The sequence below is a fragment of the Rhodococcus pseudokoreensis genome, from assembly GCF_017068395.1.
GTDB classification, from domain to species: Bacteria; Actinomycetota; Actinomycetes; order Mycobacteriales; family Mycobacteriaceae; genus Rhodococcus_F; species Rhodococcus_F pseudokoreensis.
The window spans coordinates 5,672,354-5,694,899 of record NZ_CP070619.1 but is presented as its reverse complement, the minus strand read 5'-3'; the positions used below and the strand labels follow the sequence as shown (position 1 = coordinate 5,694,899).

Below are 22,546 nucleotides of genomic sequence, written 5' to 3'. Positions count from 1 at the left end.
GGCGGGGTGGTGGATGTCGCAACCTGCGCCACCGCCAGGACGATCCTGTCAGAAATTGGCGGAATCGATGTCGATGCCGAGTGACCTGACCTTCCGGTACAGAGTGGATCGCGCGATCCCGAGCCGATCCGCGGCGAGGCGCTTGTTGCCGCCGGCGTCGCGGAGTGCATTCATGATGGCCTTCGCCTCCATCTGTTCGAGCCCCTGCAGTTGCCGGCGGGACGCCTGTACGCGGTGCTCGATCGGCAGGTCCTGCGCTCCGATGTACCGACGACTGCGGCCTGCGACGAGCTCACGAACGAGTGCGTCGAGCCCGGCGACATTGCGATCCCAGTCGATGCGGCTGAGTGCCTGGACTGCATCCGGCATCCAGCAGACCTTCTCGTTGGGCGGACTGTAGCGCTTGCTCACCGCCTCGAGCAGCAGCGGAAGATCGCCTGCACGGTCGGCGAGCGCTGGAACCTCGACAACTCGGTCGAACCAGTCCATCAACCGCGTGAGTGCGGTGACCGGTGTGCTTGTGGTTGCCACGACTCGGATCTGCCTGGCACGGGCCCGCGCGATCGCGGTTGCAGTCGCGCGCAGGGCATCTGGGTCGAGGGCCTCGATATGCCGGAGAATCAGCAGCGACGGATTCGGGCCGATGGCATCGGCGAGCGCGGTTCCCCAGTCCACACTCGTGGCCGATTGTGCCAGGGCGTCGACCACTGCGGTGCCGGACTCGTCGGCCAGCGCACGAGCAACGGCAAACTTTCCGACTCCGGGTTCGCCGGTCAGCAGCAGTGCGCGGGTGCCTGTGTCGGTCACCGCGTGGCACATCGCCCGCCAAGCAGGCGAAGTTCCGACGAGCTGTCCGAGCACGGGCGCGGTTTCTTGCGCATGACCGCTTCGAGACGGGTGGCTGGTGATCTTGAGCCGAAGGAGTGCACCAACGGTGGCGGGGCCGTCGGTCACCGGCAGCACGTCGACGCCGACCGCTGCTCCGTCTGCAAGCGAAACCGTCTTCTCGGGGACCGCATCAGCGCCGGATTGCAGCGTCCTGGCAGCGTGCTCCCACAGAATCGCCTGATCGGACGGCCCGAGGATACGGGCGGCCGCGGCGTTGCTGATGATGGTTTGCTCGTCGAGACAGATCACCGCGTGTCGGCTGTCGCGGTTGTCAGCGAGGAATGCCTCGAACAGAAGCTGTTCGCGGCGAGTTGCCAAGGTGGCGAGCGCCTGTGTGATCTGGGCTGCGACCTCGCACACCCAGGACAACATGATCGGGTTTGTATCGCTGTACCGGCAGGTCAGATTCAGCGTTCCGATCAGCCGTTTGGTGATCGGATGGTGGATCGGCGCGCCGGCGCAGGTGAGCTGCAGCGACTCCTCGAAGAAGTGCTCGGGACCGGCGACGAGCGCGGGACGCCCGGTTTCGAGGACCATACCGCCGCTGTTGGTGCCCACCGTGGTCTCGGCGAAGGAGTACCCGGGAAGCACGTCGTGCCGGTCCAGGCGCCGGGAGAAGCGGCTGTCCTCGACCCACCGCGCGACAACCCAACCGTTCGCGTCCGTCACCGTTAGGCTGCTCGACGAATCGACGAGGGCACCGCGCTTGGATTCGATCACCGGGACCGCCACGGACAACAGTTGCTCCGACGATTGCGGTTCCGGACGGAAGGTGGGTCGTGAGCGCTCCGGCTCGAGTCCGTACATCAGTGATCGTTTCCAGGACTGCGCGATCTCCTTGCGGACGATGCCCCGTTGGGCCGGGTCCGCGCCTTCGAGGAAGAGCTCACGCTCATGCAGCAAGGTACGAGTACGGTCGTCGAGCGACAAGACGGGCGCCCTTTCTTCGTTCTTCGTGGCCTGGGCTCGATGGCCCGCGGCACATGCCCCTTCGGGGCGTCGCCGACCACAAGCCCTCTTGGGCTGTGAGGTGCAGCACGTTCATGATGACAAGCTACTGACATGGCGTCAACAGTGCCGCGTCAGAACGCCGCGAAACCGGATGTCGCGATATGCACCGCCGCAGCCCGGCACCGGGCGCCGCTGTCCTGAACTGCAACACCCCCACCGCGCTGCGCTCCATACAGTGACCCCTGTCACCATCTGCACTACGAATCGAGGCCCACCATGACCGCCAACATCACGGCCGACACCGAGACCCCCACCTTCCGAGAGGCGATGGCACGATTCCCCAGCGGCGTCACCATCGTCACGACGGTGGACGAACAGGGTCGTCGGCGAGGTTTCACCGCGAGCTCGTTCTGTGCTTTGTCGATGGATCCTCAGTTGGTCCTCGTCTGCCTCGCCACCAGTGCGGAGTGCCACGCGAGTTTCGAGCGAGCGGAGACGTGGCTCGTCCATATCGCCGGAATGGAGCATGAGGCGATCGCCCGACGGTTCGCGACCCGCGGCGCCGACAAGTTCGCCGGCGACGACTTCACCCCCCACTCGTCGGGGCTGCCGCACCTCGCGGACGCTCCAGTCGTCCTCGAGTGCCGGGCGCACGCACGCTATCCCGGCGGGGATCACACGATCCTCGTCGGGGAGGTGGTGTCGGTCGGACTGGGCGAACCGACCCCGGTCGTCTACTACGACCGTACCTTCACTCCGGCGCCGCTCTCTGGCCAGAACTGATCGAAGCCCAAGCACTTCCCTTGCCCCAAAAGGAGATCACGGTGACGACATCGACAATCGAGACGGCGCTGACGGACCTTCGCGCCGGACGGCTGGTGGTAGTGGTCGACGACCCGAGCCGCGAGAACGAAGGTGATCTCATCGGCTGCGCGGCGGCCATCACTGCCGACCAGGTCGCATTCATGGTGCACCACAGCACCGGCATCCTCTGCGCCCCGATGTCTGCGGCGCGCGCCGACAAGCTGGACCTGCCCCAGATGGTCGGCGACAACACCGACTGCCACCACACAGCATTCACCATCACCGTCGACCACGTCGATACCACGACGGGTGTCTCGGCGGCCGACCGAGCCCGAACCCTCCGCGCCCTCGCCGACCCCGACTGCCACACCTCGGACCTGCGCCGACCTGGCCACGTGTTCCCACTCGTGGCCCGGGCCGGCGGCGTTCTCGAACGCGCCGGCCACACCGAAGCGGCGGTCGACCTACTGACCTTGGCTGGGCTTCCGACAGTCGGGGTGATCGCCGAGATCGTCGAGGAGTCCGGCGCGATGCGCGCCGGCCAGTCGCTCGAGAACTTCGTCGACGAACACCAGCTCACCAAGATCACCATCACCGACCTCGTCCGGTACCGACGCGAGCGGGCACCTTCTGTCATCGCGACCGGCAGCGCCGAACTGCCCACCGAGTTCGGTCACTTTCGGGCCCACGCGTACCGGGCCACCGACGACGACACCGAACATCTCGCGCTGACGGTCGGCGACCTGACCGCGTACACGAGCAACCCGGCCGGCGTACTCGTCCGGGTCCACAGCGAATGCCTCACCGGGGATCTGGCCGGGTCGCTGCGCTGCGACTGCGGAGTCCAGTTCCGTGAGTCGATGCGTCGCATCGCCGCAGAGGGGGTCGGCGTCCTCGTGTATCTGCGCGGACACGAGGGCCGGGGAATCGGGCTCGGTCACAAGCTACGCGCCTACACCCTGCAGGAGAACGGCGCCGATACGGTCGAGGCCAACGAGGCGCTGGGTCTGCCCGTCGACAGCCGCGACTACCGCGTCGGCGCGGAGATCCTCGTCGACCTCGGTGTGCGACGAATGCGTTTGATCACCAACAATCCCGAGAAGTACACCGGGCTCGATGGCTACGGCCTCGAGATCGCCGAACGGGTGCAGCTTCCAGTGCATACCACTCCGGAGAACGTGGCCTACCTGCGTACCAAGAGGGACCGGATGGGGCACCTGCTCGACATCCCTCCGGCGGTCGGGAACTGACGACAACACCTTCGCCGACACACGAATCGGGGTGACGGGTGAGCATTTCTGCTCCAAACCCGCCACCCCGATTCGTGTTGTCGGTCGAGACGGGCTACATCGACACGCCACCGTCGACGGGCAGAACCACACCGGTGATGTAGCTCGCTTCCTCCGATGCCAGGAATGCGACAGCGGCAGCCATCTCGGAGGGGTCGGCGAACCGCCCGAGCGGCACCGTCTCCGTCATCTCGGCGAGGCGCTCGGCCGGGATCGCTGCCACCATCGCCGTCGCGGCGTTCGGCGAGATCGCGTTCGCCGTGATGCCGAATCGTGCGGTTTCCTTGGCGACGGTCTTGGTGAAGGCAATGATGCCGCCCTTGGCGGCCGCGTAGTTTGCTTGTCCGACGTTGCCGTGCATGCCCGTGTAGGACGTAACGTTGACGATCCGACCGAAGCCGGCCTTCCGCATGTGGGGTACCACGGCGCGGGTGACGTTGAAGGTTCCGCCGAGGTGGACGTCGAGCACGGCCTTCCATTGATCGTCGGTCAGCTTCCACACCACTGAGTCGCGAGCGATTCCGGCGTTGTTGACCGCCACGTCCACGGACCCCCAGGTGTCGACGATGATGCCGACCCCCGACGCCACCGATGTCGGATCGGCCACGTCCATGGCCACCGGGAGCACGGTCTGCGACGGCGAGCCCCACGCCTTCTCCAGTTCGGACGCATCGCGGTCGGCGACCGCGACGCGTGCCCCGGCAGTACGGAAGAACTCGGCAATCGCCTTGCCGATGCCTTGGGCTGCTCCGGTGACGAGTACGGTCCTGGTTGAGAAGTCACAGGTCAGGTTCATTCGATGGCTCCTTGCGCCGATGATCAGAAGATGGTGTAGCCGCCGTCGACGACGACTTCGTTGCCAGTGTGAAATGTCAGGGTAGGGTCAGCGAGAAATGCTGCTACGGAATGGAATTCGTCTGGTGTGGCCCACCGCCGGACGGGCGTTCTCTTTGTGGTCGCGTCCACGAACCGCTCGTTCTCGCGCAGGGATTCGTTCATCGGGGTCGCCACCCAGCCGGGAATGAGAATGTTGCAGCGGATCTTGTGCCGGGCAAACTCCACGGCGAGGGTGCGGCCGATAGCACTCGTCCCGGATTTGCTGGCCGCGTACGCAGCCTGGCCGGCCCCGCCGTAGCGGGTGATCGTGGACGAGACGATGACCATTGCACCGCCCTCGCCTCGCTCGACGAGGTAGCGACCCACCTCCCGGGTCGTGAGGAACGTGCCGTCGAGGTTGGTTCGAATGACACGCTGCCAGTCATCCAACGAGGTCTCGAGGTACGGCTTGTCGTCCGCTATCCCCGCGTTGGCCATCAAGATGTCGATCCGGCCCATCGCCTCGACAGTGTCGGCGACGGCACGACGCACGTCGTCCTCACTGCCGATGTCACAGGCAATCGCTTGCGCGCGGACGCCGCGCCCGCGCAGGACATCGACGGCGGCAGCGCTACGTTCGACATTGCGCGCCCATATCGCGACATCGGCACCGGCCGCGGCCAGGCCTTCGGCCAAGCCCAGCCCGATGCCACCGTTTCCGCCGGTCACCACTGCAACACGCCCGGTCAAGTCGGCCATCAGATGTTCTCCAGAGTCGGAAGCGGAAGGTCGATCAGGCCTGTCAGGTGCGTTCGGTGAACGTCCGGACCGCCGAACATCAGGGTCGAACTCTTGGCGCGCTTGAGGTAGAGGTGGGCGGGGTGCTCCCAGGTGAATCCGATGCCGCCGTGCAGTTGCACGTACTCCTCCGCTGCATGCAGGGCAACCTCGGAGCACCACGAGTGGGCGACGGCGGTGGCGACGGCGAGATCGTCGCTGCCCGTGGCGAGGCAGTCCGCGGCGTACCGGGCCGCGGCCCGGGCCTGGTTGATCTGGACCCACAGGTCGGCCAGGCGGTGCTTGAGCGCCTGGTACGAACCGAGAGCCCGCCCGAACTGGCGTCGGACACGGAGATATTCGACCGTGGCCGTGAGGCAGTGTTCGGCGAGACCGAGTTGTTCGGAGGCGAGCAGCGCGGTGCCCGCGCGCAATGCTGCTGCGGTCGCGTCACCGGCCGGTCGGGTACCTTCCAACCGCTGGGCCGGTGCCGCGTTGAATTCGATGTCGACCAGCGGCCTGGTCTCGTCGAGTGACACCACCGGGGTGCACCGCACGCCTGCGGCAGCCGGGTCGACCAGGTATGTGTCCTCTCCGACGGGCACGAGCAATATGTCCGCTGCGGCGGCATCCGCCACACTCGCGACGGTTCCGGTGAGGGTGGAGTCGGTGACCGTGACGGTTTGCCGGAGGGGACGGAACCACGGTGCGCCCGCCGGGACCGCGACCGCCGCGATCGTCTCGCCGGTGGCCAGGTTCGCGAGGAGGTCGCCGGCACCGATCTCCTGGGCGTAAATGGTGGCGACCACTGCACTGCCCAGGTACGGCACCGGGGCGATCGAGCGACCCAGTTCCTCGAGTACCACGGCGGTCTCACGCCAGGTCGCGCCGGCGCCGCCGATGTCGTCGGGTAGCGCGAGAGCGGCGCCGCCGACCTCGACGGCGAGCGTGCGCCACAGCGCGCGGTCGATCGCGCTTTCGGACTCGGTGAGGGCGAGGACGGAGGTCCAGTCACAGGCCTTGTTCAAGACGTCCCGGACGGTCTCGCGCAGGAATTCTTCCTGCTCGGAGTAGAGCAGATCCGTGGGGGGACGTTCAATGCCGGTGGTCATCGTGGCAGCTCATTCCATGGGGTGGTGGTATCGGTGCGGCTTTCTGAGGGCAGGCCGAGGATTCGTTCGGAGATGATGTTGCGCATGATCTCCGAAGTGCCGCCCTCGATCGAGTTGCCCTTGGTGCGCAGGAATCGGTATCCGGCGGGACGGTTGTGTTCGTCGTCGAGGTTCGGGCGACGGAAACTCCAGTCGTCGAACCGGAGTCCCTGCTCGCCGAGAATATCGAGTTCGAGGCTCGACACCCTTTGTGCGAGTAGCGAGTAAGCGAGCTTGGACCCGGATCCCTCGGGACCCGGGGTCCCGGCCACTGCCTGCTGACGCAGACGTTCGGTGGTCAGGCGCATCGTCTCGGCTTCGACCCACAGCTGCACCAGCTTGTCGAAGGATCCGATGGTGCGGTAGGTCTCGTCCTGCCGCCACAGGTCGGCGAGAAATCCGATCGGTCCACCTTCGCGCGGTGCGGCCCCTGCGCCGATGGCGACGCGCTCGTTCATCAGCGTCGATTGGGTGACCTTCCACCCGGCGCCGACCTCGCCGAGCCTGTTGTCGTCCGGTACCCGGACGTTGTCGAGGAAGACCTCGTTGAACTCCGCTTCGCCGGTGAGCTGGCGCAGTGCACGGACATCGACGCCGGGTGAGCGCATGTCGCAGACGAAGTAGGTCAGTCCGCGGTGCTTGGGCACGGTGGGGTCGGTGCGGGCGATCAGCAGGGCCCAGCTCGCCTCATGTGCCAGTGATGTCCAGACCTTCTGTCCGTTGACGACCCAGTCCGTGCCGTCGGGTACCGCTTTGGTTCCCAGCGATGCGAGGTCCGAGCCCGCTGCGGGTTCGCTGAACAGCTGGCACCAGATCTCTTCGCCTGTCCACAGCGGCCGCAGCCACTGGCGCTGTTGTTCCGGCGTCCCGTGAGCGAGGAGAGTCGGCGCCGCCATACCGAGGCCGATGACGTTCCGGTGCGGCGCGTTGTCCGGAGCCCCGGCGGCCTCGAGCGCCGCGTCGACGATCGACTGTGCGGCGGCGTCGAGGCCGAGTCCGCCGCAGCCGATCGGGTAGTGCACCCACGCGAGGCCTGCATCGAAGCGGGCACGAAGGAAATCGATCCGGGGCATGGTGGCCGGATCATGCGTGTTCAGGAAGTCAGCCACATAGGTGGGCAGACCGTCTTCGGTGACGGGATCGCCTGCGGAGACCGCGGCGTCGGTGGTCGTGTCAGTCATACGGCTCGAATCCTTCTGTCAGCGATGTCCGTCCGACTCTCACACGACTCTGCGGTGGTCGGATGTCGCGCTCTGACACACGTCCAGTGGTGCAGACTGCGACATCCGGACCCCGCTCGTTCTTACTACCGTCTGCGGACGAGACAACGGATCGGAGACGCACAATGCCAATATCACCGGTGGTCTTCGCCACCCCTGGCGACCTGGTTGCAGCGGCGGGAACCACCTTGCCCAGTACCGACTGGACGGTAGTCGACCAACGGAGTATCAACACCTTCGCCGACGCCACAGGAGATCACCAGTGGATTCACGTCGATGCTGCTCAGGCGGCGAACGGACCGTACGGCGGCACCATCGCCCACGGGTACCTGACGCTGTCCTTGATCGGGCCGTTGGTCGCTGACGCGCTGTCGGTGCCCGGGGCGTCCTCTGTGGTCAACTACGGCCTCGAGAAGGTCCGCTTCCCCTCCCCCGTGCCGGTGGATTCGCGGATCAGGTTGTCGTCCACCGTCGCCTCGGCGAACAGGGTTCCCGGTGGTGTTCAAGTCGCGATCGAGGCGGTCGTCGAATGCGAGGGCTCCCCGAAGCCGGCATGCGTGGCGATCGTGGTCTATCGCTATCTCGACTGACCCGAATTCGACCCCTTTCACTCATTCACTCTCGGAAGGACCACTACCCATGACCCTGACCGGATCAGAGCGAGGGCGAGCGGCACCAGTGGCCGTCGTCGGTCTCGCCTGCACGCCGTTCGTCCCCGAACACGACGCCGTCCTCGACGAACTTGTCTACGACGTCGTGTCCCGCGCCCTCGGCGAGGCGGCGCTGCGCAAGCAGGACATCGGACTCACGGTGACCGCCTCGATGGACATCTACGACGGCCGAAGCATTTCCTCAGGTCTGACGAACTCGGCGTCCGGTGGTTACCTCCAAGACTCGTATCGGCTCGAGTCCGACTCCGGGACCGCGATTCTCGCGGCCGCAGAAGCGATCTCCTCGGGAGATGTCGAGGTCGCCGTCGCCGTCGGTGTCTACAATCCCGAGTCCACCAGCCGCGGCGCCCAGCGGCGCGCGTTCCTCGAGCAGATCTCGAATCTGGCCTTCGACCCGCACTTCGCGCGCCCCGTCGGCCTCACGGCCGAGGCGACGTACGCGCTGCACACGGCCTGGGCGCTCGAACACGACGTGGAAATCACCGAGTTGGCCGACATCGCGGCGGTGGAGATCAACAAGTCGGTGGGGCATTTCCGGTCGGTTCGTCGGGACCGTGTCACCGGCGCCGACGTGCTCTCCGCCGATCCCGCAAACGGTGCGCTGACCGAACTGATGCTGCCGGCACACGGCACCGGTGCCGTTGCGGTAGTGCTTGCCTCACCTGCCCGGGCGGCGCGCCTACAGGGCCGCAATGCCGTGATCACCGGTTTCGGACGGGGTACCGGCGGATACGTCCACGGTACGGAATGGCTGACCGACGTCGGTGCCTCGACGAGACACGCCGCGGCCACCGCATACCGGAATGCAGGCATTACCACCCCGGCAGAGGAGATCGATCTGCTGGAGTTCACCGCACCGACAGCCAGCATGTATCGGCCGCTGTTGGGCGCCCTCGGGCTGGACGGTCTCGCAGCGGACCGCATCAATCGCTGGGGGTCGACCGCGGGCATCTACCCCGGTTTGGCCAATGGGGCCGTGCGACTTGCGGACGCGCTCGACCGGCTTGACGAGGCGGAGGCCCAGACAACGGCGGTGGTGCATTCGGTCGACACCGTCACCGGTGCTGTCGCACTCGACAGCACCGTCCTCGTAGTACAGGGAGTGTGAAATGGCTCGACATGCAGTAGTCGGCGGTGTCGGCATCACCGAGGCCACTTCGCCACGCAAACAACAGTTCTCGTTCATCGAACTGTGCCAGCAGGCCGCCTGGCGGACGCTCGAGCACTCCGGCGCGACACCGGAGAGCATCGACGCCATCGTGGTCGGCAACATCGACGGGTTCGAGGGCACCGTGCTCGGCGGCAAGTACCGCTCACGGTTCCTCGGTCTCGGCGCGAACATTCCGCTGACGGTGGTCAACACCGGTGGCACGACAGGCGGAAACCTGATGCAGGTCGCGGCGCGCATGGTCAGTGCCGGCACCCACGAGCGAGTTCTCGTTGTCGGCGGCCCCACATTTTACGGGGTCCATGATCTCCAGTCCGCGATCAACACCAACTCCCCGATGGTGGTCGAGCAGCCTCTCGGCATGGGCGGATTTCACATGGGTGCCTTCGCTGCGAGTGCCTATCAGGCGCGGCACGGCATCAGCGTCTCCGATTTCGCTGCTGTCGCGGTCGCCGATCACGAGAAGGCCTCCCGCAACCCCTACGCCCACCTGCGATACACCCTGACTGTCGACGAGGTCGTCGGCGGCACCCCGTTGTCGTCGCCACTTACGCAGCCGATGGTGTGCCCGGTGTCGACCTCGGCGTGCGCCATGCTGGTGACCTCCGAGGAATCCGCACGTTCGCTTAAGACCACACCGGCAGTGATCCGAGCGATGGGCACCTCCGGTGACCCGTACCTCGGCGGCGGCAAGGGCGACTTCGGGGCAATGGAGAACCTCGCGATGCTGGCCCGACGGGTGTATGCGAAGGCCGGCATCCGCGATCCGTACCGCGAGTTCGACGTGGTCGAGGTCTTCGCCCCGTACGCCCACATGCAGCCGATGCAGCTCGAGGCACTTCAGTTGTGCTCTGCGGGAGAGGGAATCGATCTCATCAAGTCGCCGGACAGCCGTCAGGGTGGCAGTCTGCCGATCAACCTTTCCGGCGGGCCGAAATGCACCAACGCCGGGGTCGCGGGCGAACTCGCCCCGTACGTCTACGTGGCGTGGCAGGTGATGGGCGATGCGCCGGAAGAAATCCGGGTCGACGGTGCCCGCACCGGGTTGGCGCACGGCACCGGAGGAACCTTCTTCCAATTCGAGAACTTGGCAGTATTCGAACGATCGACCGAGGAGCACGCATCATGAGCGAGACCACCAGCACCATCGACCAGGCCGTGACCACAACTCCCGTGCACTGGGATCTCGATTACGACATCCATCTCGGTGAGACCTGGGGCCGGTTCATGCAGGGTCTGCGGGAGAAGAAGATCCTCGCCAACACCGGAGCCAAGTCGACGAAGGTCTACGTCCCGCCGCAGGCGTACTGCGAGGATTCGTTCGAGCGCAATGACGAGTGGGTCGAGCTCAGCGGCGAGGGTGACCTGGTCGTGTTCACCGTGGTGTGGCAGGGGTTCCGCGGGGGACCTAAGGCTCCATACGCCATCGGTGGTATTCGCCTGGACGGCGCCGACACCTTGCTGATGCATTACATCGTCGGCCTGGATTTCTCCGACCCGGCGGGGCTCCGGGCGCAGCTGCCGGCTGGGTCTCGGGTGCGGGCGGTGTGGGCCGAGGAGCGTACCGGGCAGATCCTCGATATCTCGCACTTCGAGCCAGCGGTATGACAACCCTGAAATGATTGTGGGCCCCTCCGAGCGGAGGGGCCCACAATCATTTCGGGGTCGTTGTCAGAGACGCTCGATGATCGTGGCGTTGGCCATGCCGCCACCCTCACACATCGTCTGCAGGCCGTAGCGCCCCCCGGTGTGCTCGAGGTTGCCGATCATCGTGGTCAGCAGGCGAGTCCCTGAGGCTCCCAGCGCGTGGCCGAGGGAGATCGCCCCGCCGCTCGGGTTGAGCTTCTTGGGATCGGTGTCGAGCTCCTTCTCCCAGCACAACGGCACTGGAGCGAATGCTTCGTTGACCTCGTAGGTGTCGATCTCATCGATACGCAGACCACTGCGCTCGAGCACCTTCCGGGTGGCCGGGATGACTCCGGTGAGCATGTACAGCGGATCGCTGCCGGTAACCGCGAAGGAATGGAACCGGGCGCGCGGGGTCAGGCCCAGCTCGGCTGCCTTGGTCGCCGACATGATCAGAACAGCGGACGCGGCGTCGGTCAGCGGCGAGGAGTTCCCCGGCGTGATCGACCAGTTGATCTGCGGGAACCGCTCGTCGTGCTCCGGGCGCGCGAACGACGGCTTCAGTCCGCCGAGGCCTTCTGCGGTGGTGCTTGCCCGCAGCGTCTCGTCTACGCGGTGGACCGAGCCGTCGGGCAGCGTGATCGGGATCAGTTCGCGCTCGAAACGACCAGCGGTATGCGCCTCGTCGGCGAGCCGGTGCGAGCGGGCCGCGTACTCGTCGAGAGTCGCGCGGTCGAGACCCCACTTCGCGGCGATGAGCTCGGCAGACACGCCCTGGTTGACCAGCCCGTCCGGGTACCGGTCCGACAACGGTCCCACGGTGGGGTCCTGGCCCTGCGAACTCGCGCCCATCGGGATCCGGCTCATCGACTCGACGCCGCAAGCCACGACGATGTCGTACGCCCCCGCGATGACACCCTGTGCGGCGAAGTGCGCGGCCTGCTGACTGCTGCCGCACTGACGGTCGACGGAGGTGCCCGGCACGGATTCGGGAAGCCCGGCTCGCAGTGCAGCGGTGCGGGCGATGTTGAGGGCTTGCTCACCGGTCTGCGACACGCAGCCCGCGATCACGTCGTCGATCAACGCGGGGTCGAAATCGTTGCGAGCAAGAAGGGCGCTGAGGGTTTGGGAGAGAACGTCTGCGGGGTGCACGCCGGAGAGTGCACCGCCCGGCTTGCCGCGCCCGGATCCGGTGCGAACGGCGTCCACGATCACTGCGTCGATGGTCACGAGAGAAACTCCTTGTTGGTGGGTGCCGGTCTGATTGATCGGCAGGGGTGATACCGCGTTGGGTGGGTCAGGCGTGCCAGAGGTTGGGCCCCGGGCGGGTCAATAGCAGCCGCGGAATGACGACTGTCCGTGACAGTTGAGTCACTGCGACTGTCTGGTCGGCGACGTCGTCGGCTGTGATCATCGTGTCGGCGTCGACATCGTCCCGGCTTGCCGTCATGTCGGTGGCGACGTAACCGGGGCACACGGCGACACCGGAGACGCCGTGGGCGTGTTCCTCCACGGTGAGGGTTTCGCACAGGGAGATCAGCGCGGCTTTGGTGGCCCCGTAGGCGGAGTTCAGCGGCTCTGCGCTGACCCCGGCCATCGATGCCATCGCGATGACGCGGGCACCCGTCGTCGAACCGGTACCTGTCTCTCGAAGCGTCGGCAGGAGCTGCTGGACGAGTTGATACGCGGACCTGACGTTGACGGTGAACAGCTTGTCCAGCTTGCGTAGCGGAAAGTCGGAGAACGGTCCGATCGCACCCATTCCGGCGTTGAGGACGAGCGCGTCGAGCCGATCGAAGGATTCATCGTGACGTCCGGCGAGTTCGGAGACAGCATCTTCGTCAGACATGTCGGCGGGAACCGCGAGGACCCGCCTGCCGGTCTTCTCTGCAAGATTCTCAGCGAAATCCTGCAGCGACTCCGGACGGCGGGCGCTGAGGGTGAGGTCCCACCCGCGGTGAGCGAGGGCGGTGGCAATCCGGGCGCCGATTCCTCGGCTTGCACCGGTGACAAGAGCGACCCGGTTCTCGGCGGTGGTCATCGGGGCGCCATTCGGATCGCTCCGTCAAGTCTGATCGTTTCGCCGTTGAGCATGGGGTTCTCCACGATGTGCCGGATCAGTCCGGCGTACTCGGCGGGCCGCCCCAGCCTGGACGGGTGCGGGACCTGAGCTTCGAGCGATGCGCGTGCGTCGTCCGAAAGTCCTTTGAGAATAGGGGTTTCGAACATGCCAGGGGCGATTGTCATCACCCGCACGAGTCGGTCCGCGAGGTCCCGGGCGATCGGCAGTGTCATCCCGACGATGCCGCCCTTGGAGGCCGAGTACGACGCCTGTCCGATCTGGCCGTCGTAGGCCGCGACCGACGCGGTGTTGACGATGACACCGCGTTCACCGTCGACGGCTTCGGTTCCGGCGACAGCGGGCGCTGCGAGGCGGATGACGTTGAAGCTGCCAATCAGGTTGACCTCGATCACTCGGCGGAATCGGTCGAGATCGAGCGGCCCTTTCGAGCTCAGGGTGCGGGCGGGATCACCGATCCCCGCGCAGTTGACGACAATTCGCAGGTCACCCCATCCCGCGGCGATATCGACAGCGGGTCCGACCTGGTCACTTTCTCGTACATCGGCGCCCACGAATCTCACGGCGCCGTCGAACTCGTGCAGACCGCTCAGGTCCGCCGACGGAAGATCGAGCGCGACGACACGTGCGCCTGCTCTGACGAGCTCCGCGGTGGTGGCCAGGCCCAGGCCTGACGCTCCTCCGGTGACCAGGGCAACGGTGTCGGGAGTGATGATCATCGGGTGGCTTCCATCCATTCGATATGTGCGGCCACAGTGCCGGCGTTCGGCTCGAACCAGCCCTTGTGCTGTGCGTAGTCGAGCATCGCGTCGAAACTGTGCTCCCACTGCGGGGTGGGGGTCGTGGGGTGAGCTGATCGCGCCGCCTCCCGAAGTGCTGCCACATCGAGTTTGACTGCATCGAGGGTCGACCCAGTGACGGCTAGATTCACGGACAGGAGCGCGTCGAGTACCGAACTCGGCGCCTGCCCGGAGTTGGTCGCCACGATCGACAGGCGGTGAAAGTCATCGGGTTCCCGGACCGTGGGCGGTCCGGGCGGCGTCACCTCTACGTACATCTTGTCTCCCGGGTTGTGAGCTGGTGCTTCGAGCCTCACATCCGACACCGGGTCGTGATCGTCGCATTTCGATACGCACGAGCGTGTGACCGCTGCGGACTGTCTCGATATGGGACATCGCGTGTGATCGGCGCCATATACGTTGGCGATCACTCTGGCATACACCCAATCAACAGGAGAGTGAAAGTGACACAGTCGATTCAACGACCCCAGTGGGCCGACCCTTCTTCGGGAGCAGCGAAACCTGTGGGCGCCGACGAGGCATTGGTGCTCGAGTTCATGGAGGCCCTCAGCAGCAATGACGCCAACCGTCTCATCGACTACTTCGCCGACGACACGATGTACCAGAACATGCCCCTGCCCGCCGCGTATGGACGCGATGCCGTCCATACGACGCTCGCCGGCCTGTTCACCGTGTTGCGCATCGACAAGATCGACACCTTCTACATCGCGTCCCGGGATGGGATCGTGTTCACCGAAAGGGTCGATCTGCTGACGGCGCTTCCCACCGGGAAGTCGTTCGAGTTGCCCGTCAACGGCATCCTGCACATCCAGAACGGCAAGATCGCCGAATGGCGTGACTACTTCGACCTGCGAAATTTCGAGGAAGCCGTCGACTTCGCCCTGGGTGGATAGTCCAGGTGTCCGCGGCACCGATCCGGTAAGGGAACACAGGTGTGGGTCCAGTCGACAGGACCCACACCTGTCTCGGCCGCCGAGGCCCCAATCCGAGGAGCAGACGGCTACGGTATCCCTATGACGGTCAATCATGCTCCCGATCGACGGGTCCGGCTCGATGCCGACGATCGTCGAGAGCGGATGATCGAGGCTGCGCAGCGCATCTTCGCTGACCACGCATACGACTCCGTCTCGACCGAGGAGTTGGCGCGCGCAGCAGGCACCACCCGCACGAATCTCAACTACCACTTCGGCAACAAGCGCAACCTCTACCTCGAGGTCGTGCGCCGCTTCTCCGCCCTGCCGTCGCACCTCCCGCGAGGAGTGGCACAACACGACGTCCCTGTCGCCGATGCCACCCGGGCGCTGTTCACTCGATGGCTGAACCTCGTGGAGGAGAACCGCGCGACATTCACCGCACTGATGCGAGCGCATCGAACCGCTGATGAGGAAATCGCAGCTCTCCTCAGAGGTAGCCTCGCCTCCTGGGAGGATCGCATTCTTGCGGTCACGGAGATGCCCGATTCGGAAGTCTCTCGCGCCCGGGTGCGCGCTTTCCAAGGAATGATCAGCGGCGCCACGACCGAATGGCTCGAGCACGGCACGTTGTCGAAGGACGAAGTCCTCGATCTTCTCGTCCGTGGTGCCGTCGCCCTCGCCGACTGATTCGCGATGTGGTGCCGCCGACCGCTCAGCGACACCGGATTCCGTGCTTGCTCGGGTCAGCCGACGAAGTCCAGGGCCCCGCGATTAATCATTCCGTAGGCCTGGCCGGAGCTGCCTTGGCGGTGGAACCGGGGTGGCGCTTCTGAACGCCCGCTCGAGGAGCATATCTCGGCGGATCGCCCTCGCACCGACAAGTCTCGGCGCTCTCTCAGTCGCTCGGGTCGCGTCCGTGGGTGCAACTGTGCCGATCGCTATCGCTTCCCGCACAGAACGCAGGTGCGGGTTCCAACCACCAGCTCCTTCGAGCCTCGAGTGCACCCCAAGCACTCCATTCGGCATCCTGCAGGCCAATCCGCGCTTCACCCAGTTCGTACAGGTAGCCGGCATCACAGACGGCCGTCGACTCCGCGATGTCCTTCCCGGTCCCGTGCCGCGGGACAACGGTTCGATAGAACTTCTTGCCCCCGCCTCCCGAATGATCCGGGAGGTAGTGTCGCCGAACCGAGTGGCGTCGATGGATCGCCTCTCGTGTCAAGCCGACGAGGTCGCCGCAACACCATTTGTTAGATCGAGCGTCGATGATGGTTAAGGACCTTGGCGGGGATCCTCCAAACGAAGGCCTGGCAGAGTGGACTTTCGAGCGTCGCAGCGACGGCCTTGTGATGGCGTGTGTGGCAGAGCCTGGGAGATCGCCCCCAACCACTTCGGCGCAGGGTGCGTTCAAGTGTTCGGCGGTGGCGGCCAGGCTCAAGCTGGAAGCTGCGCCTATCCCCACTGCGACGTCCACGAGGAGTCCCGAGCTTGCTGTTTCGAGTGGAAAATCAAGGCCGGTTTGCCGTATCACCAGGTCGACGGGCCTGGCAGTGGACTCGGATCGTTCCACACGTCTCGTCATACCAGCCCTTGGTCGCCGCGTACCGGAGCATCGCATCGAAACTTGAGTGCCAATCGCTTCCGTGTCCAGATCCTGCCGCCTGACGGAGCACATGGGCGTGGAGGAGTACCTCAGTGCCATCGATGGCGGCGACCAGGTTCGCATCGCGAAGAACTGCCAGCACCACGCCGGTAGCGGGCAGTTCTGGTACCTCAACGTGTAGGCGGCGTAAGTCGTCCGTCTCGCGAACATCCAGAGAGCTATCGGTAACATCCAGGATCACGGCAATTCGCTCCTTTGATTTTGACTATGCCGACTCGTCGGCCTCTGGCTCGCACGTAGCACGGGGTCGTCACGGTAACGTCCTACCCAACTAGAGTTGACCCCGTGTGATGGGCGGCACGGGTTTAGGCGGCTTCCGAGGACCTGGCGGTCCCCGCCAATCAACGTTCCCGTGGATCGACGAGCCCGACTTGTCAATACCCGACCGATACCGATGGAGGCAGCGATAGTCATGACGGTGGGCAGATCGACAGCTAACTCGGCCGATCTGCCCACTCATAGGTTGCCGACATGGAACGCCGAACCGCTATTCCGAGAATCCCCACCAGTCCGCAAGCACACCGTCATTCGGGATCACTCCTGCAGTAGCGCGTTCAACTTGTTCCCCCACAACGCGTCCGCGATCTCGATATCTGTCGCCCAGACAGGTTGCCACTACGCTCGATTCTCCAGTGCGGCCGACGGAGTTGCGCGTCGTGCAGTTGCCCAGTAGAGGGCCATCAACAGCGCAGCCACCGCAAAGAGCGCAGAACCGACATAACTGGCAACAGCGTAGCTACCCGTAGAGTCTCGAAGTGTTCCAAAGACGTACGGACCACTGAGTCCACCGACCGCATTGACTGCATACACGGCGGAGAAAAGAGTACCGAAGTGCTTTCGACCATGGTCCCGCAACATGAAGTAGGCAATGATATCTCCCTCGGCGCCTTGGCTCACCGAAACCGCCATGGCTGCGACGATGATCACGACAGGTACTAGCAGCGCGAAGTTGGCCAAGCCGATTGCGCCGACGGCTGAGATGAGGAAGATACCGATCGCCACCGGGTAGCGCGACACGATGTCGAGCAGCACGCCGGCCCCCAGGCGTCCGATGAGCACACCGACAGTGATCAACGTCGTGGCGGTTGTCGCCAACGCTACGCTGAAGCCGCCGTCGAGCATGATCGGCTGCATGTGTGCGAGGAATCCTTGTGTGGTCCCATATGCGAGCACCGAAGCGAGAGCAAAAATCCAGAAGCGGTATGACATGAGTATCTTACGTGGCGCGATGTCCTCTGCGGTGCTCGCATGCTCCGATACCCTGACACCTTCGACGTGGTCTTCTGGCCGCGTCTTGAGGCCGATGAGGACCGCTGGCAGAGCGATGACGAGGATACATCCTGCGAGAAGCAGATATCCGGCCTTCCAGCTGAAGGTATAGATCACAAAGGCGACCAGCGGTACTGCGATGAGAGGCATCGCCGCGCCCCCCGCCCCGACCAGGCCGAAGGCCTTACCCGCGCCCTTTTCGAACCAGCTCGCCACCGCTCGGTTGATGGGGACGATGTACCCGACCGCACCAAAGATTCCCATGAGAACCGCTAGCGCGTAGAAGGTCGCGAGATTGAGCGGGGTGAACGCGAAGACCACCAATACGACTGTGTAAGCTGCTAATCCGGATGCTACGACGCGCCGAGCGCCGTACCGGTCCGCAAGTCGCCCGGCCACCGGACTGAACGCCGCGAAGATAGCGGTGAGTAGAGGCGAGATGAGTACCTGATTTCTACTCCAACCTGTGGCCTCGATCGTGGGGTTGATGAAAACGCTCGCCGTAGTGAGGAGGAGAACCGGACCTGCTCCATAGGCGAGTGCGGCAGCGAGCACAACCGTCCAGCCGCGACGCCACTCCTCTCGCTCGGGAGGGTCGTACTGTACGTCGTCAGTAGCGTGAGATGTGTTGGTCTGCGTCATTGCAATGATTCCTTGTCTGGGCAACGGGCCCTCCGCGAGTTCGCGGACGTTTACGCCCTTGAGATCGCGAACGGTATACGCACACAGCCATGCGGAGTGCATGCGCTGATCGGAGAAAAGGTCGCGTGCACGACCTGTGTGTTGTGCGAGCTGTTGGCCGAATCGTTCATGACTACTCGATTACGGCACGCTGTCGAAGCTCGGCGAGATCCGCCGCCCTTAGTGCGAGCACTTCCGCGAGAACGGCCTCCGTGTCCTCGCCGAGTTGGGGAGCGGCCCCGCCCGCAGTGAATCCGTGGCCATCAACCTTCCACGGAACAGTAACTACCATCTGCTCTCCCAGCCAACGATGGCTGGTGACAGTCCCTACACCCCGTTCACTCGCCCGCTCGCCGAAGAGCGCCTCTTCGTATCCAACGACGCGAGCGGCCGGGACCCCTTGGGCACGCATGACATTGGCAACCGCATCAGCATCACGATCGACCGTCCACTCCCGTACGAGTGCTGTGATGCTCGAACTGGAAGCCATGTGTGGCGCATTCACGACCGCTCCGACGGCAGACAGTTCGCGTTCTGTGCGAGCCGCAATCGAGACCCAATTGTCGGTTCCTGCACAGGCGAAGGTGCCATGCAACGGTAGGCGCTGGTGTCTGTTCGCAGGTACCGGAACGTGTCCGTCCACCTGAGCCTGGATGATCGGTCCGGTCAAAACGCTGAGCAATGCCTCCACCTGCGATAGGTCGATGTAGCACCCCTGCCCGGTGCGTTGCCGTCCGACAAGCGCTGACAAGAGCGCGACCAGTGCATGGCCGGCTCCATTCGGGTCGCCAAGGGCAGGGTTGTACGTTCCGATCAGCCGATCGGAGTCGTATCCGACGAGGGAATCCAATCCGGCCAAGCCGGACATCACCGGCGCGTATCCCCTGATCCCGCTCAGGGGGCCGGTCTGGCCAAGCATCGACATCGAGACCATCACGAGGCCAGGGTTTGTCTGAGACAGGGATTCATAGTCCAGTCCCCTGCGAGCCAGCACTCCCGGCCGCATGTTTTCCACCACCACGTCCGACTCCGCAGCAAGTCGGCCGATCAACGCCGCCCCCTCTGTTGAGCCCATGTCGATAGCGACGCTGCGCTTGGCACGATTGAGCTGATTGAAGTACGGCGTGACCTCGAGTTCCGGCCCATCGACCGGGACCCCATTGCGAAGGGCCCGACCTCGCAATCTGGCTGGATCGGCGCGACTGCGGTGCTCCACCTTCACTACCTCTGCACCGAGGTCACGCAGCGTGGCGGTCACCATGGGCCCGGACCACACCCAGGACAGGTCGAGGACGCGGAGTCCAGCTAATGGCTGCTTGGACGATTGGGCCTCGGCCGCAGGCCAACCTGACACTCGAGTCCGGTCTTTCTCAGAAGCCTCTGTTCGGTAGAGATGGTATGGCGATCCAGGCAGGACCATCTGGTTCGGTCCAGATTCGAAGAACCCTCGGTGAGCGAACTGCTCCTCGGAGAGAGACTCCGCGATGGTCAGCACCGGTGCGACGGGAAATCCGTACTGTCGACCGACGGCAAAGACCTCGTCGCGTGTGCGGGCGCTCGTCCATGCCGTGAGATGCTTGTCGGCCTCGTCCGCGTGCAACCGGGCCACGACCCGTGGATCGGTGAAGTTGGCCGATCGAGTCCACTCCGGGCGCCCCAATCCGTCGAGAAGTCCGTCGTACTCACGCTGGGTTCGGCACATAATCGACACCCAACCGTCTTGGCAAGGGAACATCGCCGCAGGATAGGAGCCTCCTGACAGCGTCGCGCGTGGACCGTCACGCCGCCATGGGCGATCGTAGGGAAGAAAGTTGGATCCGATCTGACCGACGTAGTACGAGAGCACATCTGCCGCGGTTACATCCCAGTGCTGGCCCACATCGTCTACCTCTCCCACCGAACGCAGGAGTGCCAGTGCGGCAGCCGCAGCCCCCTCCGTTCCGGTGAGGTAATCCGCGAGGTCGAACGGCAAGGATAGTGGTTCCGAATCCGGCGACCCGATACCCCACGCCAGACCTGATGCCGCTGTGGCGATGATCGGTGCAAACGGCACTGCTGCCGCGGTGTTGTCGAGCGTCTGACGTAGTCCGCCGAGATCGACCACCGGGGTCCTTGGTGGGCAGACTTCCTGCACCGCACGCGTGATCGCTGTGAACTTACCGTCGGCAGCGTCATCGTCGCGTGAATCCACGACGACGACGCTGCAACGTCGAGCTATCTCAGCGAGGTCGGCACTGTCGAACTCAACGCTCTGCTTGCCGCGATTGAGCGAATTAGCCACGATATCGTCGAGGGCCGCCGGCACGTCAAGCACCAATGGCGCCTCGACTCTGACCACTGTCGCACCGAGTAGGGACAGGAGTCGTCCACAGTAAGCACCGGCTGCGCGGGCCGAGACCTCTAGCACCACGAGGTCCGTGAGCGGCCCGGAATTGCTCCCGACACGCGATAGCATCGTCACCCCTTCTTTGGATCAGCGAACGGACACAACCGACTCTCAGCTGCGTTCGGCGCGCAGGCGGTTGTACCGCTCGGTGGCCTCCGCCTGTGAGCGCGCGGTCGTCTCGGCACCTTCCTTTCCGCTTGCCAGCACCCGATCGACGCTGGCTTTGAGCGGCTCGAGTTGCCCGTTCACCCGTGGCATGACCTCCTCCGCAAAGAGTTCGTAGCTGCGCAAGGTGTTGGGCCACCGGGCGTAGTCGGACCCCTGGAACAGGTACGTTCCGAAACCGCCGGACTTCTCCTGGAGGCGGGTCAACTGCTCAACTGCCATCTCCGGCGTTCCGACCACTCCACGTCCGGATTCGTTGATTTCCTTCACGAGGCCGTCAATTGAGTCAAAGTTCTTGAGCGCCGTCGGGGCAATGTGCGACAAGTATTCAAGAAGCCACGGCATCCCGTAGGCAACGTCCTTCTTCGCCTGCTCGAATGTCTCCGCAATGTACATCGGACCGTGCAGTCGCCAGTTGTCGCGGCTCGGGACATGTCCGCTGGCGGCGGACTCGGTCTCGACGATCTCCCAGTGCCCCGCAAGCCGCTCGAGCCCGACGGGGTCGGTGGCCGCCAGCGACAGCAGACTTGTTCCGTACTTACCTGCGAGTGAAGGCCCGGTCGCCGACACCGCGCCCGTCACAGCGATCTCGAAGTTCGAGTACCGCGGCAGCTGAAGCACCGCATCCTGCAGTGTGAACCACTCGGTTTTCGCGGTGACCGTTTCGCCGGCGAAGAGACGCAGAATGACATCAAGCGCCTCCTCCATTCTGGCCCGTTGGGTTGAGGGCTCGATTCCGATCATCCTGGCGTCGTCGAGCAGTTGGCCCGGGCCGACGCCGAACATCATTCGGCCCCGCGTCATGTGATCGAGCTGAATGATCCGATCGGCCAGCACGAACGGCTGGTGATACGGCAGCGAAGACACTCCGGTGCCGAGTCGGATCCTCTCGGTGCACTGAGAGGCCGCCGCGATCATGAGCTCTGGCGAAGCGATCGTCTCGACGCCACCGGAATGGTGTTCGCCGTACCAGATCTCGTCGAACCCGAGCCGCTCGAGGTGGGATGCCAGCTCGAGGTCACGCTGCATCGCGAGATTCGGGTTTACACCGAACCGGTGGTATGGACCGAGGAACACGCCAAAGCGCATCCGGCGGGGCTCAGCATTCATTGCTGTTTCCTCCAGTAATTGGAATTTGTCTGAACTCGTGAAATGAAGGCGCCCGATACGGAGGCCTTGATGAACGGCAGCCACATTAGTCTACAAAATTGGCTCCAATCCTACAAG

General features: G+C 64.6%; 21 protein-coding genes. 9 read left to right on the top strand and 12 right to left on the bottom strand.

The window, feature by feature from the left end; genetic code table 11:
- Positions 1-48: 48 nt before the first annotated feature.
- Positions 49-1,818, bottom strand: coding sequence for a sigma-54-dependent Fis family transcriptional regulator (locus JWS13_RS31200; protein WP_206009205.1), 1,770 nt, complete (start codon positions 1,816-1,818; stop codon positions 49-51).
- 297 nt (positions 1,819-2,115) lie between these two features.
- Here JWS13_RS31200 and JWS13_RS31195 point away from each other — a divergent pair, with 297 nt between their 5' ends.
- Positions 2,116-2,622 carry a flavin reductase family protein gene (locus JWS13_RS31195; RefSeq protein ID WP_206009204.1) on the top strand — a complete coding sequence of 169 codons (507 nt, stop codon included), beginning with the start codon at positions 2,116-2,118 and terminating at the stop codon, positions 2,620-2,622.
- A 20-nt stretch (positions 2,623-2,642) separates the two neighbouring features.
- Positions 2,643-3,893 carry a bifunctional 3,4-dihydroxy-2-butanone-4-phosphate synthase/GTP cyclohydrolase II gene (locus tag JWS13_RS31190; protein WP_206009203.1) on the top strand — a complete coding sequence of 417 codons (1,251 nt, stop codon included), beginning with the start codon at positions 2,643-2,645 and terminating at the stop codon, positions 3,891-3,893.
- A 94-nt stretch (positions 3,894-3,987) separates the two neighbouring features.
- Here the strand turns inward: JWS13_RS31190 and fabG are convergent, their stop codons facing one another.
- From fabG to JWS13_RS31170, 4 genes are read right to left on the bottom strand one after another with little or no spacing between them, the layout of a single operon-like run.
- Entirely contained in the window at positions 3,988-4,728 is a 741-nt protein-coding gene (fabG, locus tag JWS13_RS31185; RefSeq protein ID WP_206009202.1) for a 3-oxoacyl-ACP reductase FabG, read from the bottom strand.
- A 23-nt stretch (positions 4,729-4,751) separates the two neighbouring features.
- Positions 4,752-5,507, bottom strand: coding sequence for an SDR family NAD(P)-dependent oxidoreductase (locus JWS13_RS31180; RefSeq protein ID WP_206009201.1), 756 nt, complete (start codon positions 5,505-5,507; stop codon positions 4,752-4,754).
- Positions 5,507-6,637 (bottom strand): acyl-CoA dehydrogenase family protein, encoded by a 1,131-nt coding sequence (locus JWS13_RS31175; RefSeq protein ID WP_206009200.1) that lies wholly within the window; start codon positions 6,635-6,637, stop codon positions 5,507-5,509. The genes JWS13_RS31180 and JWS13_RS31175 overlap by 1 nt, the downstream gene beginning before the upstream one ends.
- Positions 6,634-7,857: an acyl-CoA dehydrogenase family protein gene (locus JWS13_RS31170; protein WP_206009199.1), complete on the bottom strand. Its 1,224-nt coding sequence runs from the start codon at positions 7,855-7,857 to the stop codon at positions 6,634-6,636. Before JWS13_RS31170 ends, JWS13_RS31175 begins: the two co-directional genes overlap by 4 nt.
- A gap of 164 nt (positions 7,858-8,021) precedes the next feature.
- On the opposite strand from JWS13_RS31170, the gene JWS13_RS31165 reads away from it, so the two are divergent.
- Genes JWS13_RS31165 through JWS13_RS31150 form a run of 4 tightly spaced genes read left to right on the top strand, consistent with a single transcriptional unit; the run spans position 8,022 to position 11,343 of the window.
- Positions 8,022-8,486, top strand: coding sequence for a MaoC family dehydratase (locus JWS13_RS31165; RefSeq protein ID WP_206009198.1), 465 nt, complete (start codon positions 8,022-8,024; stop codon positions 8,484-8,486).
- A gap of 49 nt (positions 8,487-8,535) precedes the next feature.
- Positions 8,536-9,675, top strand: a complete 1,140-nt coding sequence (locus JWS13_RS31160; RefSeq protein ID WP_206009197.1) for a beta-ketoacyl-[acyl-carrier-protein] synthase family protein — start codon at positions 8,536-8,538, stop codon at positions 9,673-9,675.
- Position 9,676: 1 nt separating this feature from the next.
- A complete protein-coding gene (locus JWS13_RS31155; RefSeq protein WP_206009196.1) occupies positions 9,677-10,864 on the top strand; it encodes a thiolase family protein in 1,188 nt (395 codons plus the stop codon).
- Complete coding sequence (locus JWS13_RS31150; RefSeq protein WP_206009195.1) at positions 10,861-11,343, top strand: Zn-ribbon domain-containing OB-fold protein; 483 nt, start codon at positions 10,861-10,863, stop codon at positions 11,341-11,343. The genes JWS13_RS31155 and JWS13_RS31150 overlap by 4 nt, the downstream gene beginning before the upstream one ends.
- Positions 11,344-11,406: 63 nt before the next feature.
- Here JWS13_RS31150 and JWS13_RS31145 read toward each other — a convergent pair whose 3' ends face one another.
- The 4 genes from JWS13_RS31145 to JWS13_RS31130 all read right to left on the bottom strand — a co-directional run bounded on the left by JWS13_RS31145 (position 11,407) and on the right by JWS13_RS31130 (position 14,498).
- Entirely contained in the window at positions 11,407-12,591 is a 1,185-nt protein-coding gene (locus tag JWS13_RS31145) for a thiolase family protein (RefSeq protein WP_206009194.1), read from the bottom strand.
- Between the two features lie 67 nt (positions 12,592-12,658).
- Complete coding sequence (locus JWS13_RS31140; RefSeq protein ID WP_206009193.1) at positions 12,659-13,402, bottom strand: SDR family NAD(P)-dependent oxidoreductase; 744 nt, start codon at positions 13,400-13,402, stop codon at positions 12,659-12,661.
- Positions 13,399-14,160: an SDR family NAD(P)-dependent oxidoreductase gene (locus tag JWS13_RS31135; RefSeq protein ID WP_206009192.1), complete on the bottom strand. Its 762-nt coding sequence runs from the start codon at positions 14,158-14,160 to the stop codon at positions 13,399-13,401. The genes JWS13_RS31140 and JWS13_RS31135 overlap by 4 nt, the downstream gene beginning before the upstream one ends.
- Positions 14,157-14,498: a hypothetical protein gene (locus tag JWS13_RS31130; RefSeq protein WP_061698660.1), complete on the bottom strand. Its 342-nt coding sequence runs from the start codon at positions 14,496-14,498 to the stop codon at positions 14,157-14,159. Before JWS13_RS31130 ends, JWS13_RS31135 begins: the two co-directional genes overlap by 4 nt.
- Before the next feature lie 186 nt (positions 14,499-14,684).
- Here JWS13_RS31130 and JWS13_RS31125 point away from each other — a divergent pair, with 186 nt between their 5' ends.
- The 3 genes from JWS13_RS31125 (at position 14,685) to JWS13_RS31115 (ending at position 16,939) form a co-directional block, all read left to right on the top strand.
- Complete coding sequence (locus JWS13_RS31125; RefSeq protein ID WP_206009191.1) at positions 14,685-15,134, top strand: limonene-1,2-epoxide hydrolase family protein; 450 nt, start codon at positions 14,685-14,687, stop codon at positions 15,132-15,134.
- 120 nt (positions 15,135-15,254) lie between these two features.
- Positions 15,255-15,842, top strand: a complete 588-nt coding sequence (locus tag JWS13_RS31120; RefSeq protein ID WP_206009190.1) for a TetR/AcrR family transcriptional regulator — start codon at positions 15,255-15,257, stop codon at positions 15,840-15,842.
- A gap of 956 nt (positions 15,843-16,798) precedes the next feature.
- Positions 16,799-16,939 (top strand): hypothetical protein, encoded by a 141-nt coding sequence (locus JWS13_RS31115; RefSeq protein ID WP_206009189.1) that lies wholly within the window; start codon positions 16,799-16,801, stop codon positions 16,937-16,939.
- A gap of 494 nt (positions 16,940-17,433) precedes the next feature.
- Here the strand turns inward: JWS13_RS31115 and JWS13_RS31110 are convergent, their stop codons facing one another.
- The 3 genes from JWS13_RS31110 to JWS13_RS31100 form a co-directional block, all read right to left on the bottom strand.
- Complete coding sequence (locus JWS13_RS31110) at positions 17,434-18,729, bottom strand: MFS transporter (RefSeq protein WP_206009188.1); 1,296 nt, start codon at positions 18,727-18,729, stop codon at positions 17,434-17,436.
- Between the two features lie 172 nt (positions 18,730-18,901).
- Positions 18,902-21,223, bottom strand: coding sequence for a CaiB/BaiF CoA-transferase family protein (locus JWS13_RS31105; protein WP_206011807.1), 2,322 nt, complete (start codon positions 21,221-21,223; stop codon positions 18,902-18,904).
- A 42-nt stretch (positions 21,224-21,265) separates the two neighbouring features.
- Positions 21,266-22,513: an LLM class flavin-dependent oxidoreductase gene (locus JWS13_RS31100; protein WP_241032408.1), complete on the bottom strand. Its 1,248-nt coding sequence runs from the start codon at positions 22,511-22,513 to the stop codon at positions 21,266-21,268.
- Positions 22,514-22,546: the final 33 nt, after the last annotated feature.